20 protein-coding genes are annotated in these 18,453 nt (G+C 70.1%); 5 read left to right on the top strand and 15 right to left on the bottom strand.

What is annotated here, in order from left to right; genetic code table 11:
* Window positions 1–133 precede the first annotated feature (133 nt).
* From mug to ACZ4LX_RS13315, 7 genes are all read right to left on the bottom strand, one after another.
* Entirely contained in the window at window positions 134–697 is a 564-nt protein-coding gene (mug, locus tag ACZ4LX_RS13285) for a G/U mismatch-specific DNA glycosylase (protein WP_467638376.1), read from the bottom strand.
* 19 nt (window positions 698–716) lie between these two features.
* A complete protein-coding gene (gene purB / locus ACZ4LX_RS13290) occupies window positions 717–2,159 on the bottom strand; it encodes an adenylosuccinate lyase (protein WP_467638373.1) in 1,443 nt (480 codons plus the stop codon).
* A 180-nt stretch (window positions 2,160–2,339) separates the two neighbouring features.
* A complete protein-coding gene (locus ACZ4LX_RS13295; RefSeq protein ID WP_467638370.1) occupies window positions 2,340–3,182 on the bottom strand; it encodes an SGNH/GDSL hydrolase family protein in 843 nt (280 codons plus the stop codon).
* 123 nt (window positions 3,183–3,305) lie between these two features.
* Window positions 3,306–4,325 (bottom strand): hemolysin family protein, encoded by a 1,020-nt coding sequence (locus ACZ4LX_RS13300; protein WP_467638368.1) that lies wholly within the window; start codon window positions 4,323–4,325, stop codon window positions 3,306–3,308.
* Window positions 4,322–5,659, bottom strand: coding sequence for a hemolysin family protein (locus ACZ4LX_RS13305; protein WP_467638365.1), 1,338 nt, complete (start codon window positions 5,657–5,659; stop codon window positions 4,322–4,324). The genes ACZ4LX_RS13300 and ACZ4LX_RS13305 overlap by 4 nt, the downstream gene beginning before the upstream one ends.
* A gap of 426 nt (window positions 5,660–6,085) precedes the next feature.
* Window positions 6,086–6,505, bottom strand: coding sequence for a GNAT family N-acetyltransferase (locus ACZ4LX_RS13310; protein ID WP_467638362.1), 420 nt, complete (start codon window positions 6,503–6,505; stop codon window positions 6,086–6,088).
* Window positions 6,506–6,581: 76 nt separating this feature from the next.
* The gene (locus tag ACZ4LX_RS13315) at window positions 6,582–7,862 is read right to left on the bottom strand and encodes a cytochrome P450 (protein WP_467638359.1); all 1,281 of its coding nucleotides are present in this window, start codon (window positions 7,860–7,862) and stop codon (window positions 6,582–6,584) included.
* A gap of 335 nt (window positions 7,863–8,197) precedes the next feature.
* Here ACZ4LX_RS13315 and ACZ4LX_RS13320 point away from each other — a divergent pair, with 335 nt between their 5' ends.
* Together ACZ4LX_RS13320 and ACZ4LX_RS13325 are read left to right on the top strand one after the other, a co-directional pair.
* Entirely contained in the window at window positions 8,198–8,425 is a 228-nt protein-coding gene (locus ACZ4LX_RS13320) for an antitoxin (protein WP_467638356.1), read from the top strand.
* Window positions 8,422–8,793, top strand: coding sequence for a fic family toxin-antitoxin system, toxin component (locus ACZ4LX_RS13325; RefSeq protein ID WP_467638353.1), 372 nt, complete (start codon window positions 8,422–8,424; stop codon window positions 8,791–8,793). Before ACZ4LX_RS13320 ends, ACZ4LX_RS13325 begins: the two co-directional genes overlap by 4 nt.
* Before the next feature lie 118 nt (window positions 8,794–8,911).
* Here the strand turns inward: ACZ4LX_RS13325 and ACZ4LX_RS13330 are convergent, their stop codons facing one another.
* From ACZ4LX_RS13330 to bioB, 4 genes are all read right to left on the bottom strand, one after another.
* Window positions 8,912–9,610 carry a class I SAM-dependent methyltransferase gene (locus tag ACZ4LX_RS13330; protein WP_467638351.1) on the bottom strand — a complete coding sequence of 233 codons (699 nt, stop codon included), beginning with the start codon at window positions 9,608–9,610 and terminating at the stop codon, window positions 8,912–8,914.
* A 262-nt stretch (window positions 9,611–9,872) separates the two neighbouring features.
* The gene (gene bioD / locus ACZ4LX_RS13335) at window positions 9,873–10,562 is read right to left on the bottom strand and encodes a dethiobiotin synthase (protein ID WP_467638348.1); all 690 of its coding nucleotides are present in this window, start codon (window positions 10,560–10,562) and stop codon (window positions 9,873–9,875) included.
* 1 nt (window position 10,563) lies between these two features.
* Window positions 10,564–11,868 carry an adenosylmethionine--8-amino-7-oxononanoate transaminase gene (locus ACZ4LX_RS13340; RefSeq protein WP_467638345.1) on the bottom strand — a complete coding sequence of 435 codons (1,305 nt, stop codon included), beginning with the start codon at window positions 11,866–11,868 and terminating at the stop codon, window positions 10,564–10,566.
* Window positions 11,861–13,033 carry a biotin synthase BioB gene (gene bioB, locus ACZ4LX_RS13345; protein WP_467638342.1) on the bottom strand — a complete coding sequence of 391 codons (1,173 nt, stop codon included), beginning with the start codon at window positions 13,031–13,033 and terminating at the stop codon, window positions 11,861–11,863. The genes ACZ4LX_RS13340 and bioB overlap by 8 nt, the downstream gene beginning before the upstream one ends.
* Window positions 13,034–13,176: 143 nt before the next feature.
* On the opposite strand from bioB, the gene ACZ4LX_RS13350 reads away from it, so the two are divergent.
* Complete coding sequence (locus tag ACZ4LX_RS13350; protein WP_467638339.1) at window positions 13,177–14,319, top strand: 8-amino-7-oxononanoate synthase; 1,143 nt, start codon at window positions 13,177–13,179, stop codon at window positions 14,317–14,319.
* A 41-nt stretch (window positions 14,320–14,360) separates the two neighbouring features.
* Here the strand turns inward: ACZ4LX_RS13350 and ACZ4LX_RS13355 are convergent, their stop codons facing one another.
* Both ACZ4LX_RS13355 and ACZ4LX_RS13360 read right to left on the bottom strand, forming a co-directional pair.
* On the bottom strand, window positions 14,361–14,567 hold the full coding sequence (locus ACZ4LX_RS13355) for a DUF397 domain-containing protein (RefSeq protein WP_467638336.1): 207 nt from the start codon (window positions 14,565–14,567) through the stop codon (window positions 14,361–14,363).
* Between the two features lie 25 nt (window positions 14,568–14,592).
* Window positions 14,593–15,453, bottom strand: coding sequence for a helix-turn-helix domain-containing protein (locus tag ACZ4LX_RS13360; protein ID WP_467638333.1), 861 nt, complete (start codon window positions 15,451–15,453; stop codon window positions 14,593–14,595).
* 236 nt (window positions 15,454–15,689) lie between these two features.
* On the opposite strand from ACZ4LX_RS13360, the gene ACZ4LX_RS13365 reads away from it, so the two are divergent.
* Window positions 15,690–16,121, top strand: coding sequence for an ATP-binding protein (locus ACZ4LX_RS13365; protein WP_467638330.1), 432 nt, complete (start codon window positions 15,690–15,692; stop codon window positions 16,119–16,121).
* A 21-nt stretch (window positions 16,122–16,142) separates the two neighbouring features.
* Here ACZ4LX_RS13365 and ACZ4LX_RS13370 read toward each other — a convergent pair whose 3' ends face one another.
* Window positions 16,143–17,060, bottom strand: a complete 918-nt coding sequence (locus ACZ4LX_RS13370) for a LysR family transcriptional regulator (protein WP_467638328.1) — start codon at window positions 17,058–17,060, stop codon at window positions 16,143–16,145.
* 72 nt (window positions 17,061–17,132) lie between these two features.
* Here ACZ4LX_RS13370 and ACZ4LX_RS13375 point away from each other — a divergent pair, with 72 nt between their 5' ends.
* Window positions 17,133–17,780: a LysE family translocator gene (locus ACZ4LX_RS13375; protein WP_467638325.1), complete on the top strand. Its 648-nt coding sequence runs from the start codon at window positions 17,133–17,135 to the stop codon at window positions 17,778–17,780.
* Window positions 17,781–17,979: 199 nt separating this feature from the next.
* Here ACZ4LX_RS13375 and ACZ4LX_RS13380 read toward each other — a convergent pair whose 3' ends face one another.
* Window positions 17,980–18,453, bottom strand: coding sequence for a C40 family peptidase (locus ACZ4LX_RS13380; protein WP_467638323.1), 474 nt, complete (start codon window positions 18,451–18,453; stop codon window positions 17,980–17,982).

Here is an 18,453-nt window from a genome sequence, read left to right on the forward strand (position 1 = left end):
GGCGGGGGGGGTGGGTGCGGGGGGCGGGGTTTGGCCGGCGGTTCTTCCCGCGGGGCGGGGGTCGGGGGCCGGGGGGGGGGGGGGGGGCGGGGGGGGGGGCCCCCCCCCGCGGCCGGAGGGACACGCGTTGTCGTCAGCCCTCAGTGGTGGTGCTCGGGGCGTCCGAGTCGACCGCTGACCGGAGACGTCCGTACTCGTCGGCCATGGAGCTGACGGTCCAGTGGGCGTTCAGGCCGCTGGGGTTGGGCAGCGCCCAGACGCGGGCCCCGCCGATTCGCCGGTCCTGCGGCCCGATGCGGGCCTGTCGCTCGCCGAATGCCGTCCTGTACGCAGTGATTCCGACGACCGCCAGCCATTGAGGCCGCAGCTTCTCGACCTTCGAAGTGAGGAGCCGGCCCCCGGCGCGGAACTCCTCGGCAGAGAGTTCGTCCGCCCGGGCTGTGGCTCTGGCGACCACATTGGTGATCCCCAGTCCATAGCGAAGGAGTTCGGACTGCTCGCAAGGCTTCAGCTGCCTCGGGGTGAACCCCGACTGATGGAGCACCGGCCAGAAACGGTTACCAGGGAAGGCGAAGTGATGGCCCGTGGCACCTGTCATCAAACTCGGGTTGATTCCGCAGAACAGCACGCGCAGGCCGCCCGTGACCACATCGGGAACGATGCGGTCACGGGCGGCCAGAAGCTCTTCGGGCGTCATCGGCCGGTGGCCCGGCGCATCAGAGAATCGAGCCGGGCGTGTAACCGGCTGCCTCCGGGTGCTGCTTGGTGATCTCCTCGATCCGGCCGACCAGTGCGGTGACCTGATCCCCCGCAGCGCCCGTGAACGAGAGCTTGTCGGCCATCAGCTCGTCCAACTGTGCGCGGTCGAGAGGGATTCGCTCGTCCGCCGCCAGCTTGTCCAGCAGTTCGTTGCGCTCCGTTCCCTGCTCTCGCATGGCGAGCGCGGACGCGACCGCGTTCTCCTTGATGGCCTCGTGGGCGACCTCGCGGCCGACACCGGCGCGAACCGCGCCCATCAGCACCTTGGTCGTGGCAAGGAAGGGCAGGTAGCGGTCCAGCTCGCGAGCGACTACGGCAGGGAACGCGCCGAATTCGTCCAGCACCGTCAGGAAGGTCTCCACCAGACCGTCGAAGGCGAAGAACGCGTCCGGCAGTGCCACCCGGCGGACCACGGAGCAGGAAACATCGCCCTCGTTCCACTGATCGCCCGCCAGCTCACCAGTCATCGACGCGTAACCGCGCAGGATGACCATCAGGCCGTTGACACGCTCGCAGGAGCGAGTGTTCATCTTGTGCGGCATGGCGGACGAGCCGACCTGGCCCGGCTTGAAGCCCTCGGTCACCAGCTCATGGCCGGCCATCAGCCGGATGGTCTTCGCGACAGAGGAAGGGGCTGCGGCCAGCTGCACCAGGGCCGTCACCACGTCGTAGTCGAGCGAGCGCGGGTAGACCTGGCCGACCGAGGTGAAGGCCTGCGCGAAGCCGAGGTGCCCCGCGATGCGCTGCTCCAGCTCGGCGAGCTTCCCGGCGTCTCCGCCCAGCAGGTCGAGCATGTCCTGGGCCGTGCCGACGGGGCCCTTGATCCCGCGGAGCGGGTAGCGCTCCAGCAGGTCGTCCAGCCGTCCGTAGGCCACCAGCAGCTCGTCCGCCGCAGTGGCGAAGCGCTTGCCGAGGGTTGTGGCCTGGGCGGCGACATTGTGGGACCGGCCCGCGATGACCAGTTCACGGTACTCACCGGCGAGCCGGCCGAGCCGGGCCAGAACTGCCACCGTGCGGTCGCGCATCAGTTCCAGCGACAGCCGGATCTGGAGCTGCTCGACGTTCTCCGTCAGGTCGCGGGAGGTCATTCCCTTGTGCACCTGTTCGTGACCTGCGAGAGCGTTGAACTCCTCGATACGGGCCTTGACGTCGTGCCGGGTGACCTTCTCGCGCTCGGCGATCGAGGCCAGGTCGACCTGGTCGAGAACGCGCTCGTAGTCGGCGAGGGCCGCGTCGGGTACCTCGATCCCGAGGTCCTTCTGGGCGCGCAGCACCGCCAGCCACAGCTGACGTTCCAGTTTTACCTTCTGCTCGGGGGACCAGAGGACGGCCAGCTCCGTAGAGGCGTAGCGGCCGGCCAGGACATTGGGGATGCGAGGCTTCGCAGACACAGCAGTCACGTGTCCAGATTCTACTGGCGCTTTATGCAGGTCGACGCCGCCCCTGGTTTGTGCGTTGCTACGAGTGGGATCGGGAGAGCGAGGGCGGGCGCAAGTGGGGGTGTGCGCGAGCGCGTGGGGGTGTGTGAGCGCAAGGAGGTGGACACGGCCAGCCGGGCGTATCCGTCATCCGCGCCTCGGTTACTCGCCGGCGTCGACGCGTCGCCATGTGGTGACGGGGCCCGGGGTCTTGTCGTCCATGGGTGTGACCCAGAAGGCTCGCCCCAGCTCGGCGCTGAACTGTGCTCCCGTGCGACCGTCGCCCGACGAGCGTCCGGTCAGGCGTCGTCCTATCCAGGGGAACAGGTGCCGACGGGCGAAGCGCACGTCGTCGACGCGCCGCGTGGACCAGCGCGGCGGGACCGTGGGGGGCAACAGTGTCTGCCAGTCGTTCTCCGGCGGCAGGCCCAGCGTCTGCCAGACAGCCTCCGCCGCCCGGCGATGCCCCTCGGCGGTCAGATGCAGCCGGTCCACATCCCACATCCTGGGGTCGCCCAGTACCGGTGCTCCGTACAGGTCGGCGACTTCCGCACCGTGGCGGGCGGCGAGGTCGTCGACCAGGGAGAAGAGCTCCTCCATCCGCGGCCGGAACCTTTCCATCACCGGTCCGTTGCGACCGGGGCTGCGCATCAGGACCAGCTTCTTGCACGAGGGCGCGAGGCGTTCCACGGCCTCCTCCAGGCGCCCGCGGACCATCCCCATGTCGCACTTGGGCCGCAGGGTGTCGTTGAGACCGCCCACCAGTGTGACCACATCCGCCTGCATGGCCGCTGCCGCGTCCACCTGCTCGTCCACGATCTGGCCGATGAGCTTTCCGCGCACAGCGAGATTGGCGTACCGGAATCCGGGGGTGCGGGTGGCCAGCCGGGTGGCGAGAACGTCGGCCCAGCCCCGGTAGGAACCATCGGGCAGCAGGTCCGACATGCCCTCGGTGAAGGAATCCCCTACCGCAACGAAACTGGTGTATTTGGCATCTATTTCCATGGCCTTGCGATCGTACCGCGATGCGGCCCCACCCATGGGGAGAGGACGCGGCGGCACCCTCCTCGGGGCCGATGCCTGTTCCGCGTCCCGAGAGAGGTGCGGAACAGGCATCGGGAGCCGGGATCAGCGCGACTGGGGCCGGCCCACCAACTCGCGAAGCACGTCCTCCATCGTGACCATGCCGGCCAGCCGGTCGTCTTCGTCGAGGACGGCCGCCAGGTGCGTACGGCTGCGCCGGAGCGCGGTCAGTACGTCGTCGAGCGGCGTCGCCGCCCGGACCCGGGCGATCGGCCGCATCGCGGTCACCGGAAACGGCATGTCGCGAGGTGTGACATCGAGTGCGTCCTTCACATGGAGGTAGCCGAGGATCCGCTGCTCGCTGTCCATCACAGGGAATCGCGAGAACCCTGTCTCGGACGAGAGCCGCTCCAGTTCCTCGGGCGTTGTCCCGACCCTCGTGTACATCACCCGGTCCACCGGCAGCACCACATCCCGCACCGGCCTGCGCCCCAGTTCCAGGGCGTGGTGCAGTCGCTCGGCGGCACGGTCGTCGACGAGCCCCGCGTCGCCCGCGTCCTTGACGAGCCGCGCCAGCTCGTCGTCCGAGAACGTGGCCGACACCTCGTCCTTCGTCTCCACCCGCAACAGTTTCAGAAGCGTGTTGGCGAAGGCGTTGATCGTGAAGATCACCGGACGCAGCGCCCGGGCCAGCGTGACCAGCGGCGGCCCGAGCAGCAGCGCGGTCTTCACGGGCTCGGCCAGGGCGATGTTCTTCGGCACCATCTCGCCGAGCAGCATGTGGAGGTAGGTCGCCACCGACAGTGCGATGACGAACGAGATCGGATGGACCAGCCCGTGCGGCACCCCGACGGCGTTGAAGACGGGCTCCAGCAGATGTGCGATGGCGGGTTCGGCGACGATGCCGAGGACCAGGGTGCACAACGTGATGCCCAGCTGTGCAGCGGCGAGCAGCGCCGAGACGTGTTCGAGGCCCCAGATGACGCTGCGCGCCCGCCGGTTCCCGTCCTCGGCCTGTGGCTCGATCTGGCTGCGCCGCACGGAGATGAGAGCGAACTCCGCACCGACGAAGAACGCGTTCACGACCAGTGTCATCAGCCCGATGAAGAGCTGTACGGCGGTCATCGCTCGTCCTCCGACGGCTCGTCGGAACCGGGCAGCGGTGCATGGAGCAGTGCCCGTGCGGCGCGTCGCCCGGAGGCGTCCACCACATCGATCCGCCAGCCGGCCAGCTCGATCGTGTCACCGACGGCGGGGATGCGGCCCACCTCCGTGGCGATCATCCCGGCAAGGGTCTCGTACGGTCCGTCCGGCACTCTCAGTCCGATCGTCTCCAGCTGGTCGGTGCGGGCCGCGCCGTCGGCCGACCACAGCGTGCGTCCGTCGGCGTCCTCGCCGGCAGGTGCGAGATCGGGTGTCTCATGCGGGTCGTGCTCGTCGCGCACCTCGCCGACTACCTCCTCGACAATGTCCTCCAGCGTCACGACGCCGGCCGTGCCGCCGTACTCGTCGATGACGACCGCCATGGCGAGTTTGCCGGAGAGCCGGTCCAGCAGTCGGTCGACGGTCAGGGTCTCCGGGACGAGCAGTGGCTCGCGGAGCATGTCCGAGACCCGCTTGCGAGGACGCTGCTCGGCGGGGATGGCCAGCACGTCCTTGATGTGGGCGACGCCGACGACGGAGTCGAGGCTGCCCCGGTACACGGGGAAGCGGGACAGCCCGGTGGCCCGGGTGGCGTTGGCGACGTCCTCGGCCGTCGCCTGCACGTCGAGTGCTGTGACCTGTACCCGGGGGGTCATCACGTTCTCTGCGGTGAGCTCCGCAAGATTGAGCGTGCGGACGAACAGCTCCGCGGTGTCGGCCTCCAGGGCGCCTGCCTTGGCGGAGTGCCGGGCCAGTGCCACCAGCTCCTGCGGACTACGGGCGGATGCCAGCTCCTCGGCCGGTTCGAGTCCGAAGCGGCGCACGATGTGGTTGGCCGTGTTGTTGAGATGGCTGATGAAGGGCCGGAAGAGAGCGGTGAAGGCCCGCTGTGGGGTGGCCACGGTCTTCGCCACTGCGAGGGGCGATGAGATGGCCCAGTTCTTCGGTACGAGCTCACCGACCACCATGAGGAACACGGTGGACAGAGCTGTGCCGATGACCAGAGCCAACGACGACGACACGCTGGGCGACAGCCCGACGGCCTCGACCGGGCCGCGGATCAATTTCGCGATGGACGGTTCGGAGAGCATGCCGACGACCAGATTGGTGACCGTGATGCCGAGCTGGGCTCCTGAGAGCTGGAAGGTGAGGCTGCGGACGGCCTTCATGGCGCTCGCGGCGCCACGTTCGCCCTGCTCGACCGCCCGTTCGAGCTGGCCGCGCTCGACCGTGGTCAGGGAGAACTCCGCCGCGACGAAAGCGCCGCAGGCAAGAGAGAGCAGTACCGCCACAAGCAGCAGAAGCACTTCGGTCATCGGTTCACCTCCGTCCCATGATCGGGCAGGGACACGTGGATCGCGCGATGTCGGCGATATCGGCTACTGGGAGGCTCGCCCATGGGACGGACGCTCACACCTTTCATAAGGATCGACGGGGGAGCACCCATAGTAAAGGATCGGCAAAGTGGCGAGGTCGGGCAGAGGTCCGGGCTCCTTGACGGCCGCACGGCAATCGGCGGACCTGCCGCTGCCGGACGACATCACGGTAGTCGGCGGACCCGCCGGTTCCGGTGTGACTTCGCCGAGCCCGGCGGCCCCGCCGTTCCGGACGGCTGCACCGAGCCCGGCGGCCCCGCCGTTTTGGACGGCTGCACCGGACAGTGGACCCGGCAGACCCGGCAGACCCGGCAGACCCGGCAGACCCGGCAGACCCGGCAGACCGGGCTCCGCCCACGCCTCCTGTCAGAGTGGCTTCACCCAGCGCCGCCAGTGGTCCTCGCGGTGATAGCCGGCGGCGGCCCACGCGTGGTGCGCGCGCTCGTTGGCTTCCAGGACCATGGCGTCGGCCCGGCGGCCGCCCAGCGCGCTGAACCGGTCGTCCGCCGCCTCCAGCAGTGCTGTGGCGATGCCCTGCCTGCGTACGTCCGGGTGCACCGCCAGCCGGTAGACGTGGCAGCGCCATCCGTCGAATCCGGCGATGACGGTGCCCACAAGCAGGCCGTCCCGCTCGGCGAGGAGCAGGGCCTCCGGGTCCCTGCCGATCAGCCGCGACACTCCCGCGCGGTCGTCACTGATGCTTGTTCCCTCTGCCGCCTCGCGCCAGAACGTCAGTACGCCGTCGACATCGTGGAGTGCCGCGTGACGGATGTGGAGATCGCTCATGGGGTGAGCCAACCAGAGCGTCATCCGGGTGGGCGAACGAATTCCGGGTCGGTCTTGCGCGGTGAGACCGGGTGCCTCAGTGCAGACGTACGGGAAGAGACTCGATCCCGTACACGATCGACAGCTTCCGGAAGCCGAGATCCTGTGGCGGGACGGCGAGGCGCATGCCGGGGAACCGCCTGGCCAGCGCGGGGTATGCCACACGCAGTTCCATGCGCGCCAGCTCTGCGCCTATGCAGCGGTGGATGCCGTGGCCGAAGGCCAGATGGCCGGCCGGGGTGGTGCGGTGCGGGTCGAAGCCTCCGTCGTCCGTGACGTACGACGGATCACGGTTGGCGCCGCTGAGGGAGCAGAGCACCATGTCGCCGCGCGGAATCACCACCCCGGCTATCTCGATGTCCTCACGGGCGAATCGGGGAAACGCCATCTGGACTGCCGAGAGATACCGCAGCACCTCCTCGACGAACGGTGCGGTCATCGTGTCGTCCGTGCGCAGCTGTTCGAGGACGTCCTCGTTCTGCAGCAGGACCAGTGAGCCGAGCGCGATCGTGCTGGCGGTCGTCTCGAAACCGCCGGTGAGTACCCCGTCCGCGAGACCCGCGAGCTCCTCGTCGTCGACGCTGTCCCCGTGTTCCCGCACGATCATGCCGAGCAGCCCGTCGCCAGGCTTCCGCCGCTGCGCCCTGACGACCTCCCTGAAGTAGTCCAGGGACGCGGACATGGCCCCGAAAGGCGCGGTCGTCCCGCCGAAAAGGTCGAAGCGGTCCATCGCGAGCTGCTGGAAGTCGTTCCGGTCCTCGTACGGCACACCCAGCAGTTCGCAGATGGTGAGGGAAGGGACGGGCAGTGCGAACTCGTGCACCAGGTCGACCGGGCCGCGGGCGGCCGCCATCGCGTCCAGGCGTTCCTCGACGATCGCTTCGATTCGCGGAGCCAGGCGCCGAAGGCGGCGCATGGTGAACTCCGGGGTCAGAATGCGCCGCAGTCGCGTATGCACCGGCGGATCGCTGAACCCGAGCCCGCCGGGGCTCTGCTCGGCGGCGATTCCGGCGTTGCCCGCGAGGTGGGCGAAGTCCGTGCTGAACCCGTCGGCGGATCCGAGTACTGCCTTCGACTCCTCGTACCCGGTGACCACCCAGGCGTCCATGCCGAACGGCAGTGAAACCCTGGACACCGGAGCGCTCGCCCGGGTCACGGCCACCCGCCGCACGGGATCGAGACCGTCGCGGCGCAGGAGCATGAGCAGTTCCTCCGGCAGCAGCCTGATCGTGGAGGAGCCGATTCCGTGCCGTTGAATCCTGGCCAGGTAGGTGCGCCCGAGCCGGGCGGTGATACGGGAACGGAACGTCGTACTCAATGTGTGCACTCCGTGAGTCGTCGCGAGATCTGGTCGGTTGGCAGGAATTCGCCGCCAGGACGTGGCCGACTGCGCTGACTTCGGCTGCCTGACCAGGAATTATGACCACTTGTTCGGACGAGGGGGCGGCCGGGTGCGATATCCGTCGCTCATAGTTCGACGGTACGGGTGCCGGGGCCCGTACGCCCGGGGCGGCCGGCTTCGGTGATATGCCAGGTGACGGCGTTGTGCCGGACTTGCCGAGGGCCCGGAGACCGATCGGGGCGGACCGCACGGGGCCGTGCCGGGACCCGTTCCCCTTGCTGGTGCTAGCGAATCCGAGCTAGCGTGAGGGAGTGCCCAAGACGCAGCTGAACGTTCGAGTGGACGAGGCCACCGCCGAGGCAGCGCGGCAGCGCGCGCTCCAGAGGGGGATGAGCGTGAACCGCTACATAGAAGAACTCGTCAAACAGGATGCGGGCGAAGTCGGCCATACATTCGTCGAGGCTGCCGCCGACTTCATGAAGCAGTACGAATCGGTGTTCGCCGAGGAGTTCGGCCCGGAGCGCAGAGGCAACCGTTGAACCTCCGGATCCATCTTTCCTGGCTGCTCATGGTCGCCGAGCACAAGACACCCGGTGACCCCCATGTCACCGACTGGGGCGCGCTGGTTGCCGCAGTCGCACGGCACGAAGCGGAGATCTTCGGCAGCCCGGTCTACAGCGACCCGCACTCCAGGGCTGCCGCACTGCTGCAACTCCTGCTGCACGTGCCCGCGCTGGAGCGCTCCAACGCGATGTTCGCCTCAGCCGTGGCCTATGCCTATCTCGTCGCGTCGGGGCTCAAGGTCATCACTTCGCCGGAGCAGGTGCGCGATCTCGCCCTGCTGGTCAAGGAGGGCAAGGCAGACGTCCGGGCCATCGCCGACGAACTGCGCCAGTGGAGCCTGTGACAGACACGGTGTGAAGACAGACACAGGGGCAACCACCCGCGCTCCACACGTACGCCTCAGCAGCCGCCAGCCGCCAGCCGCCAGCCGCCAGCCATCGCGCCCCGTGCCTCCGTACCCGTCAGTGGAGCCCCTTCAGTCCCCGGTCCACCACCGCCGACCGCCGGGCCACGCCCAGCACACACGAGGACGTGGGGAGCCTGACCCCGCTCTCCGGCATGTTGACCTTCCGGTACGTCTCCACCACGAATCCGGCCTCCTCGATGGCTGCGAGCGCGTCGCGGGAGGTGTGACAGCCGCCGGCGACCAGCGGCCAGAAGGTCCGGTCCAGCGCTCGCTGGGTGGCCGCCATGGCACGGCCGTCGGCCCGCACGTGCTCGAAGAAGCGCAGCTCACCACCCGGCCGCAGGACCCGTCGGATCTCCGCGAGCGATTGCCGCACATCGCGGACGGTGCACAGTACGAGCGAGGCGACGGCTCCGTCGAACGCCTCGCTCTTCACCGGCAGCGCCTCCGCCGTGCCCGGCACCACATCCACCGGGATTCCCGCGCGCAGTGCGGACCGCACCGCCAACTGCCGCAGCGTACGCTCCGGTTCGATCGCCACCACCTCGGACACCGTCGGGGGGTAGTGGGCGAAGTTGAGACCGTTGCCCGCCCCGATGTCGATGACCCGTCCCGAAAGGCCCGACAGCAGCTCGGCCCGCACTCCGGCCATGCCCGCCGCAGACTCCGCAGCCACACTGAGGCGGGCGTAGCAGCGGGCGAAGACGGGGTGATGCACCGCATCCTTCTGGATCTTCGTGCTCCGCAACCGCATGAGTGACCTCCTTGACGGACGGGACCGGACGGGACCAAAAGGACCGGACCACCAGGACCGGACCACCAGGACCGGACCACCAGGACCGGACCACCAGGACCGGACCACCAGGACCGGACCACCAGGACGGGACCGACAGGACGGGACCGGACCGCGCGGGCGCCGGGGTGCGGGATCCGCCCGCCGCCCCACTCGGCCGGAAAACGTTCGGCTACCTCGATTCTGCCTCTTCGGCGCATCCCCGTCCTGTGCCGCGCGCCGCTCATTCCGGCGGTCGGGTCCCGCCAAGCCGCCCGGCCAGCCAACCCCCGGCCCGCGCACGGAAGTCCACCGGGTCGAGAGCTCCCGCCCCCGCCGGGACGACACCCAGCAGGGGCGCACCCGCCGCAACGGGGAGGTCCGTCAGATTGCAGCGCTCCGCCAGGTCCGGCTCGGCGGGCATACTGCCGACCACCACTCCGAGGCAGTCGAGCCCGCGGGCGCGGAGCGCCTCGGAGGTCAGCGCCGTGGAGTTGAGCGTGCCGAGCCCGGCGGGCGCCACCACCAGGACCGGCGCCGCCAGCAGCCGTGCGGCGTCCGCCAGGGTCGCGCCGTCGTCGTCGAACCGTACGAGCAGCCCGCCCGCGCCCTCGACCAGTACCAGATCGTGCTCCGTCGCCAGCTTCCCGGCGGCCTCGGCGACCTCGTACGGACGGACCGGCGCCATCCCGGCCCGCCGTGCGGCGGTCGCGGGCGCCAAGGGTTCCGGGAAGCGGGCCAGTTCGACTGCCGTCACATGATGGCCGGCCAGCCGTGCGACCTCGGCGGCGTCACCCGGCTCATCCGGTTCCAGGCCGGTCTGGGCCGGCTTGAGCACCGCGACCCGACGGTTCGCGGAGGCCGCCGCGACCGCCGCGGTCACGATCGTCTTGCCGATCTCGGTGCCTGTGCCCGTCACCACCAGAACGCTCATGTCAGCCCTCCCGCGCCGCAGCGCACACAGCGCGGCAGATCCGCGCCACATCGTCGTCATCGGCGACGTACGGCGGCATGGTGTAGACGAGGTCGCGGAACGGCCGCAGCCACACGCCCGCGCGCACCGCCGCCCGCGTCGCGGACTCCATGTCCACCTCATGGTCGAGCTGGACAACCCCGATCGCACCCAGCACCCGCACATCACGGACCCCGGGCAGCTCACGGGCCGGCGCGAGGCCGTCCTCCAGCCCGGCCCCGATCCGCTTGACCTCCTGCTCCCAGTCCTGGCCGAGCAGCAGATCGATCGAGGCGCAGGCCACCGCGGAGGCCAGCGGATTACCCATGAACGTCGGTCCGTGGGCGAGTACCGGAACCTCACCGCGTGAGATTCCCTCGGCCACCTCGGTCGTGCACAGGGTCGCCGCCATCGTCAGATAGCCGCCGGTCAGGGCCTTGCCCACACACATCACATCGGGCGAGACCCCGGCGTGCCCGGCTGCGAACAGCTTGCCCGTGCGCCCGAAGCCCGTCGCGATCTCGTCGAACACCAGCAGTACGCCGTTGGCGTCGCAGGCCTCCCGCAGGACGCGCAGGTACGCGGGGGAGTGGAAGCGCATGCCGCCCGCTCCCTGCACCACGGGTTCCACGATGACCGCGGCCAGCTCGTCGGCGTGGTGCGCGATCAGTTCGCGCAGATGCGTCGCGTACGCGCCGTCGGGCTCCGCGTCGAAGCCGGCCGGGGGCTCGTCGGCGAAGACCTGCCGGGGCAGCGCCCCCGACCACAGTTCGTGCATCCCGCCCTCGGGGTCGCACACCGACATCGGCTGCCAGGTGTCCCCGTGGTATCCGCCGCGCCAGGTCAGCAGACGCTGCTTGGCCGGCTGTCCGGCCGAACGCCAGTACTGGAGGCACATCTTCACAGCGACCTCGACGGACACCGAACCGGAGTCGGCGAGGAAGACATGCCGCAATGGCGCCGGGGTGATCTCGACCAGCTGTGCGGCCAGCCGCACGGCGGGCTCGTGTGTGAGCCCGCCGAACATCACATGGCTCATCCGGTCCAGTTGCCCGCGCGCCGCCTCGTTCAGTACCGGGTGGTTGTATCCGTGCACGGCCGACCACCACGATGACATGCCGTCAACCAACTCGCTCTGGCCGTAGGCGGGTTCGGCGAGACGGAGACGTACGCCCGACGCGGATTCCACGACCAGTGGTTCCTGGCGTCCAGGCATGGGGCCGTACGGATGCCAGACGTGCGCCCGGTCCAGGGCCCGCAGCGCGCCGGGGGAGAGCGGCTCAGGCATTGGGTGCGAGATCCGTACCCGCGCCGCGACGGCGGACCGCCACCAGATCCGTGCGTGCCGCCTGGGGTTCGGCGGCCTGCTCCGGAGCTGTCTCCGCCTCCGGTGCGTCGCCGCAGGGAGCGCATCCGCCGGAGTGCGAACCGCATCCGCCACCTGCGTCCGTGCGATGTCCGGGCAGTGTCGTCGTACCGGCGCCCTCCACCTCGAAGCCGGCGTCCGCGATCATGTCGAGGTCCGTCTGCCCCGCCTGGCCCTCACTGGTCAGATAGTCGCCCAGGAAGATCGAGTTCACGAGATGCAGCGCCAGCGGCTGCATCGACCGCAGGTGCACCTCGCGCCCGCCCGCGAGCCGTACCTCCACGTCCGGGCAGACGAACCGCACCATCGCCAGGATGCGCAGACAGCGCTGCGGCGTCAGGTTCCACTCCTTGGCGAGCGGAGTCCCCTCGAAGGGGATCAGGAAGTTGACGGGTACGGAGTCCGGGTCGAGTTCACGCAGCGCGAAGACCACGTCGACCAGGTCGGCGTCGCTCTCCCCCATGCCGGCGATCAGCCCGGAACAGGCGGAGAGCCCGGCGGCCTGCGCCTGGTGCACCGTCTCCACCCGGTCGGCGTAGGTGTGAGTGGTGGTGATGTCCCCGTACGTCCCCTCGGACGTGTTGAGGTTGTGGTTGTACGCGTCGGCACCCGCCGACCGCAGCCGGTCTGCCTGGCCGTCGGAGAGCAGGCCGAGACAGGCACACACCTCGACGCCCTCGTTCTGTTCCTTGATCGCCTCGATCGTCTGTGACACCCGGTCGACGTCCCGGTCGGTCGGGCCCCGGCCGCTGGCGACCAGGCAGACGCGCTTGGCACCACCGGCGACTCCCGCAGCCGCCGCCTTCGACGCCTCGTCGGGCTTCAGCCAGGTGTACTTCAGGATCCCGGCCTTGGATCCCAGCCGCTGGGAGCAGTACGAGCAGTCCTCGGGACAGAGCCCGGACTTGAGATTGACCAGATAGTTCAGCTTCACCCGCCGCCCGAACCACTGACGGCGCACCTTTCCGGCCGCGGCCACCACATCGAGCAGTCCGTCGTCCGGGGTCGCCAGTACGGCGAGCGCTTCTTCACGGGTCGGCAGTTCGCGCCGCAGCCCCTTGTCCACCAGCGTGCTCAGGAGGTCCATGGCGATGATCCTGACGCACAGCACCGCCCCGAGCCAAGGAGGAACCGGACAAGACAGTTAACCGAGCGTGTGTGCATTGCCACACCATGCCCGGCTGCGCCCCCGGTTAGGGTCTGTGAGCTGCCTACAAAAGGGACCCGCTCATGTCCTTCGCTCCGTTCGACTGGATCGACGACGAGGCGCGCCGTCGCGCGGACGCCGGACTCGTCCGTACGCTCCGGCCACGGCCCGCCGATCCGGACCTGCTGGACCTCGCGAGCAACGACTATCTCGGTCTGACCCGGCATCCGGAGGTGACCGCCGCGGCAGCCGAGGCGGCCCGCCGCTGGGGCGCCGGTGCCACCGGATCGCGGCTGGTCACGGGTTCCACCGCGCTGCACGCGGAGCTCGAACGCGAACTGGCCGAATTCTGCGGATTCGAGGCAGCCCTGGTGCTGTCCTCGGGCTATGCCGCCAACCTCGCGGCCCTCACCGCCCTGACCGGCCGGGGCTCGCTGATCGTGTCGGACGCGGGCAATCACGCCTCGATCGTCGACGGGTGCAGACTCTCGCGCGCCGAGACGGCCGTGGTTCCGCACGCCGATCCGGAAGCGGTGCTCAAGACCCTGCGGACGCACCGGGGCAGGGGGCTGGCGGTCACCGACTCGGTCTTCTCCGTCGACGGCGATGCCGCGCCCCTGGCCGAACTGGCCGCTGTCTGCCGGGCGGAGGGCGCCGCGCTGCTCGTCGACGACGCGCACGGCCTGGGAGTGCTCGGGGACGGCGGGCGCGGTGCGCTCGCCGCGGCCGGCCTGGCAGGTGCTGACGGAATTGTCACGACGCTCACCCTCTCCAAGTCCCTGGGCAGCCAGGGTGGCGCGGTCCTCGGACCGGCGCGGGTGATCGACCACCTGGTCAACACCGCCCGTACGTTCATCTTCGACACCGGGCTCGCACCGGCCGCCGTCGGCGCCGCTCTGGCCAGCCTGCGACTGCTGCGCCGTGAGCCGGAGCGGGCAGACCGGGCCCGTACGGTCGCCACCGCGCTGTACGAGCGGCTGACCGAGGCCGGCCTGAGTGCGGTCCGTCCCGACGCGGCCGTGGTCTCCGTACGCGCTCCCTCGGCCGAGGCGGCAGTCCGCTGGGCGGCGGACTGCCGCACAGCCGGCATCGGGGTCGGGTGCTTCCGGCCGCCGTCCGTTCCGGACGGCGTCTCCCGGCTCAGGCTGACCGCGCGCGCCGACCTGACGGAGGAGCAGATCGCTCGGGCGGTGGCGGTCGTGCGGCGGACCGCACTCGCCGTCTGACCCTCGGGGGGCCGTCACCCGGAGCACCGGTGTGCGGCGGCTCAGCCGACCGGACCGCTGTTCAGCGCGGTGACGAAGGAGGTCCAGGCCGCGGCGGAGAACTGCAGCGGCGGCCGGGACACGTCCTTGGAGTCACGTACGGCAAGCCGTCGGCCGGCGAACAGCGCGGCCTCCACGCAGTTGTTCATTCCCGTGCTGCGGCTGCTGCGCCGCCACCGTAACGCGTGCTGTGCGAGGCAGTCCGACATGAAGTTCCCCTCGGGCAGTCCGGCGTCACCGACCGTCGCGGTCTATTGCGGCGATCAGGTCCAACGAGTGCTCCGGCGACAGCGCGTGGGACTGAAGGGTGCGGAAGGCCGAGCTGTACGCCTCAAGGTCTTCTTTCCGCTCCAGGTAGAGGCTACTCGTCAAATGGTCGAGAACGACTACATCCAGATCAGAAGTGCTCGGAAATGAGAAGATAACGAAAGGCCCGGTAAGGCCCACATATCCGCCGACAGAGAACGGAAGCAGCTGGAGCTGCACATGGGGCAGCTGGCCCAGCCGGCGAAGATGGCGCAGTTGTTCCCGCATCACCCGGCGGCCGCCGACCTCCCGTCGTAACACCGCCTCGTCGAGCACCGCCGTCAGCCTCAGCGGTGGATCGCTCCGCAGGACCCCCTGCCGTGCCAGCCGTACGTCCACCAGCGAGTTCAGCTGTCCGGTGGGCAGACCGTCGAGCGAGGCCCGGGTCACCGCGCGGGCGTAGTCGGCGGTCTGCAGCAGACCCGGTACCACCGATGTCTCCAGCGTGCGCGCGGTGCGCGCCTGCGACTCAAGACTGATGAAGTCCCGGTACTGCGGCGGGATCAGGCCGCGGTACGCGTGCCACCACCCCGCGCCCCCTCCGCCCGCCGATCCCGCGAGCGCCTCCAGTACCTCGCGCAGCTTCGGGTCGTCCGTGCTGTACGCGTCGAGCAGCCGGGTCACATCCCCGGGCCGCACTCCGCTCACGCCGGTCTCGATCCGGCTGACTTTCGACTGGTGCCAGCCGAGCAGCCGGGCCGCGTCGCGGCTCGTGAGTCCCGACGCGTGGCGCAGACTCCGCAGTTCCTCCCCGAGCTTGCGGCGTCGCACCGCGGGGCCGTGCTGCATCCCGCGCCTCCTTCCCTCTCCGTGTCGAACGCTCCCTGCCGAACGCTCCGTGCCGAGCGGACAGTTTGACGCCGATACGGGGTATCCGGGGCAGAGTTCACCGCTTTGAGCGACAGATATATGCATATCTTGGTGGATCGCCGTTACAGAGGCAGCATCAGTGGCAGGCTGGCGCGAAGCACAACCCGGACCATCGATCGCGGGGTCGCTTCCGGGTGGGAAAGGGACGGCTCGCCATGGCAGACCATCAAGAAGCAAGCCTCACCCTGCCGAGCGAGCCGGTCTCGGTCTCCGCGGCCCGGAGGTATGTGGCCCGGGTGCTGGCCGACTGGGGACTTCCTGACGGCTCGGAAATGGGGGAGACCGTACGGCTCATCGTCTCGGAGCTCGCGGCCAACGCCGTCCAGCACACCTTCGGACAGTCGCCCACCTTCACCGTGGACCTCCGGCTGGAGCGGGAGGAACAGCTGCGCCTCGGAGTGACGGACAGTCACCCCCGCTGGCCCCAGCGGCTCCCGGCGGCCGTGCAGCAGGACAATGGACGCGGCATGGTCATCATCCGCTCGCTGGCCAAGGAGTACGGTGGCCGGCTGACCGTCACCCCGACCCCGGACGGCGGGAAGACCGTCTGGATCGCACTTCCGTGGCACGAACCCGTCCAGCACTGACGGACCCGCCGCCCACCCCGGTCACTGCGGTGCCGCGCCCCGCCCGAATCCGCTGCGCAGCAGCGCCCGCAGGGTCGCCGCCGCGGCGCTCGCGCGGTCGCCGCGGTGCACCACCGAGATCGTCCGGCGGAAGGCGGCCGGCTCCAGCCGTCGTACGGACAGCGGCGTCGGTGACATCGCGGCGACCATCTCGGGTACGACCGCCATGCCGATGCCCGCGCTGACCAGGGCGCAGACCAGTGCATAGCCGGGCGACTCGCACACCACCGCGGGCAGCGCCCCGGCCTCGGCGAGTGCGCTCTCCACCCCCCGGCGGGGCGGATGGGTGGGCGCGCTGCTGATCAGGGGCCGACCGGCCAGTTCCGTCACCGGGAGCCGCCCGCTGCCGTCGGCCAGGACCTGCCCGACGGCAGTGATCAGCACCAGTTCCTCGATCAGGAGCGGATCGGTCAGGATGCCCGAGGGCGGTGATGTCGCGGCGGCCGGCTCATAGGCGTGGGTCAGTGCCAGATCCACCTCGCCCGCCGCCACCGCGGCCACCCCGTCCGGCGGTTCGTACTCGGTGACGACCAGCTCCACATCCGGGTGCGCACGGCGGAACGCGCTCAGCACCGGCGGCAGCAGGTGGATGCCCGCCGTGGTGAAGGTGCCGACCCGCACACGCCCGCCGGAGAGCCCGGCGAGACGCGCCAGCTCGTGGCGGGCCCGGTCCATCTCGTCGAGGACCCGCCGCGCGCGCCCGGCCAGCAGTTCACCCGCCGCCGTGAGCCGGGCACCGCGGTGATGGCGCACCAGCAACGCCGCCCCCGCCTCGCGCTCCAGCTTGGCGAGCTGCTGGGAGAGCGCGGGAGCCGTGTACCCCAGTCGGGCGGCGGCCCGGGTGATCGATCCGGCCTCGGCGACCGCCACCAGCGCCGCGAGCCGCGTCGCGTCGTACATAAAGCATTCCTTTTGGCAGACCCAGAAGATTGCAAGTACACGCTAAAGGCTCCAGGGGGCCAGGGTGGAGTCATGGACGCACAGCTGACCGCCTTCGTCGGGGTCGCCGCCGGAATGGTCGCGCTGCCCGGCGCGGACTTCACCGTCGTCGTACGCAACGCCCTCGCCTCACGGTCGGCGGGGGTGGCGACGGCTCTCGGGGTCGCCGGGGGTCTCCTCGTCCACACCGCGCTGGCCGTCGCCGGTCTGGCGGCCGTGCTGGTGGCGGTGCCGGTGCTGTTCCGGACCATCCAGCTGCTGGGCGGCGCGTATGTGCTCTACCTGGGCATCAGCGCCTTGTGCGCGGCCCGGCGCCGCAGCGGTCAGGGGCCGGAGAGCGGGCCGGACGAGGCGGGTGGCGGGCGGGCCGCGAAGGGAACCGGGCGGGCGCTGGGCCAGGGCTTCCTCACCAACGCGCTGAATCCCAAGGCGCCCGTGCTCTTCCTCAGCCTTCTGCCACAGTTCGTGCCGGCCGGGGCCGCGCCCCTGCCCCGAACGCTGCTGCTGGCCACGATCGTCGTGCTGCTGGCGCTGATCTGGTTCCCGGCCGTGGCGCTTCTGGTGGACCGCCTGGGCCGGTGGCTGCGCCGGCCGCGTACCGCCCGGGTGGTCGAGGGCGGCAGCGGCGCGGCACTCACCGCGCTGGGGCTGGTCCTGGTGACCGGTCCGCTGCTGCGCTGACGCGTGAGCTTGAGCGGGGGCGGGTACTCTGGCGGGCCCCGCCCCTGCGTGGCGGACCGGTGCGGGGCCTCTGTGGACCTGTCCTCATCGGGCCTGTCCCCCGCGGACCCGGGAAAGGCCTCGGCAGACCCGTCCGCCGCAGCCTGGAAGAGGGGTCAGGGGCCGGTCCCTGACCGTCGCAGCGGACCGAGGAGGGGCTTCAGCGGACCCGGCCGTAGTAGACGCTCTTCGTCCAGATCCTTTCCAGGCGGACCACGGCCCCGGTCTTGGGCGAGTGCCAGATCTTGCCGCTGCCGGCGTAGATGCCGACGTGGTAGATGCTGCGGCCGGAGTGGAAGAAGACCAGATCGCCGCGCTGCCGTTGGGAGGACGAGATGTGGCGGGTCTTGTTGTACTGCTGCTGGGCCGTACGCGGGAGCTTCTTGCCCGCCTTCTTGAACGAGTAGAGCGTCAGCCCGGAACAGTCGAACCGGCTGGGCCCCGTGGCGCCCCACCGGTAGGGCGCCCCCCGTTTCGACGCGGCGATGTTGAGGGCCTTCATCGAATGTGTCGCTGCCTGGGCCTCGGTCACGGCGCCGGGAACGAACAGCGTGCCGCCGACAGCGGCGAGAGTCAGGGCCGAGGCCGTCGTGGCCCGGGCGAGCAGAGACGGGACATGAACCTGCGCACTCAT

It is taken from the genome of Streptomyces sp. NPDC026062, from assembly GCF_055568375.1.

What these genes read in the sequence shown, in the direction of transcription:
- ACZ4LX_RS13380 (WP_467638323.1), bottom strand. Translation starts at nt 18,453, where the DNA reads ATGAGTGCGCAGGTTCATGTCCCGTCTCTGCTCGCCCGGGCCACGACG.
- ACZ4LX_RS13355 (WP_467638336.1), bottom strand. Translation starts at nt 14,567, where the DNA reads ATGTCGGACTGCCTCGCACAGCACGCGTTACGGTGGCGGCGCAGCAGC.
- bioB (WP_467638342.1), bottom strand. Translation starts at nt 13,033, where the DNA reads ATGGACCTCCTGAGCACGCTGGTGGACAAGGGGCTGCGGCGCGAACTG.
- ACZ4LX_RS13310 (WP_467638362.1), bottom strand. Translation starts at nt 6,505, where the DNA reads ATGAGCGATCTCCACATCCGTCACGCGGCACTCCACGATGTCGACGGC.
- ACZ4LX_RS13300 (WP_467638368.1), bottom strand. Translation starts at nt 4,325, where the DNA reads ATGACCGCCGTACAGCTCTTCATCGGGCTGATGACACTGGTCGTGAAC.
- ACZ4LX_RS13365 (WP_467638330.1), top strand. Translation starts at nt 15,690, where the DNA reads ATGGCAGACCATCAAGAAGCAAGCCTCACCCTGCCGAGCGAGCCGGTC.
- ACZ4LX_RS13360 (WP_467638333.1), bottom strand. Translation starts at nt 15,453, where the DNA reads ATGCAGCACGGCCCCGCGGTGCGACGCCGCAAGCTCGGGGAGGAACTG.
- ACZ4LX_RS13330 (WP_467638351.1), bottom strand. Translation starts at nt 9,610, where the DNA reads ATGCGGTTGCGGAGCACGAAGATCCAGAAGGATGCGGTGCATCACCCC.
- bioD (WP_467638348.1), bottom strand. Translation starts at nt 10,562, where the DNA reads ATGAGCGTTCTGGTGGTGACGGGCACAGGCACCGAGATCGGCAAGACG.
- ACZ4LX_RS13340 (WP_467638345.1), bottom strand. Translation starts at nt 11,868, where the DNA reads ATGCCTGAGCCGCTCTCCCCCGGCGCGCTGCGGGCCCTGGACCGGGCG.
- ACZ4LX_RS13295 (WP_467638370.1), bottom strand. Translation starts at nt 3,182, where the DNA reads ATGGAAATAGATGCCAAATACACCAGTTTCGTTGCGGTAGGGGATTCC.
- ACZ4LX_RS13305 (WP_467638365.1), bottom strand. Translation starts at nt 5,659, where the DNA reads ATGACCGAAGTGCTTCTGCTGCTTGTGGCGGTACTGCTCTCTCTTGCC.
- ACZ4LX_RS13350 (WP_467638339.1), top strand. Translation starts at nt 13,177, where the DNA reads ATGTCCTTCGCTCCGTTCGACTGGATCGACGACGAGGCGCGCCGTCGC.
- ACZ4LX_RS13370 (WP_467638328.1), bottom strand. Translation starts at nt 17,060, where the DNA reads ATGTACGACGCGACGCGGCTCGCGGCGCTGGTGGCGGTCGCCGAGGCC.
- ACZ4LX_RS13375 (WP_467638325.1), top strand. Translation starts at nt 17,133, where the DNA reads ATGGACGCACAGCTGACCGCCTTCGTCGGGGTCGCCGCCGGAATGGTC.
- mug (WP_467638376.1), bottom strand. Translation starts at nt 697, where the DNA reads ATGACGCCCGAAGAGCTTCTGGCCGCCCGTGACCGCATCGTTCCCGAT.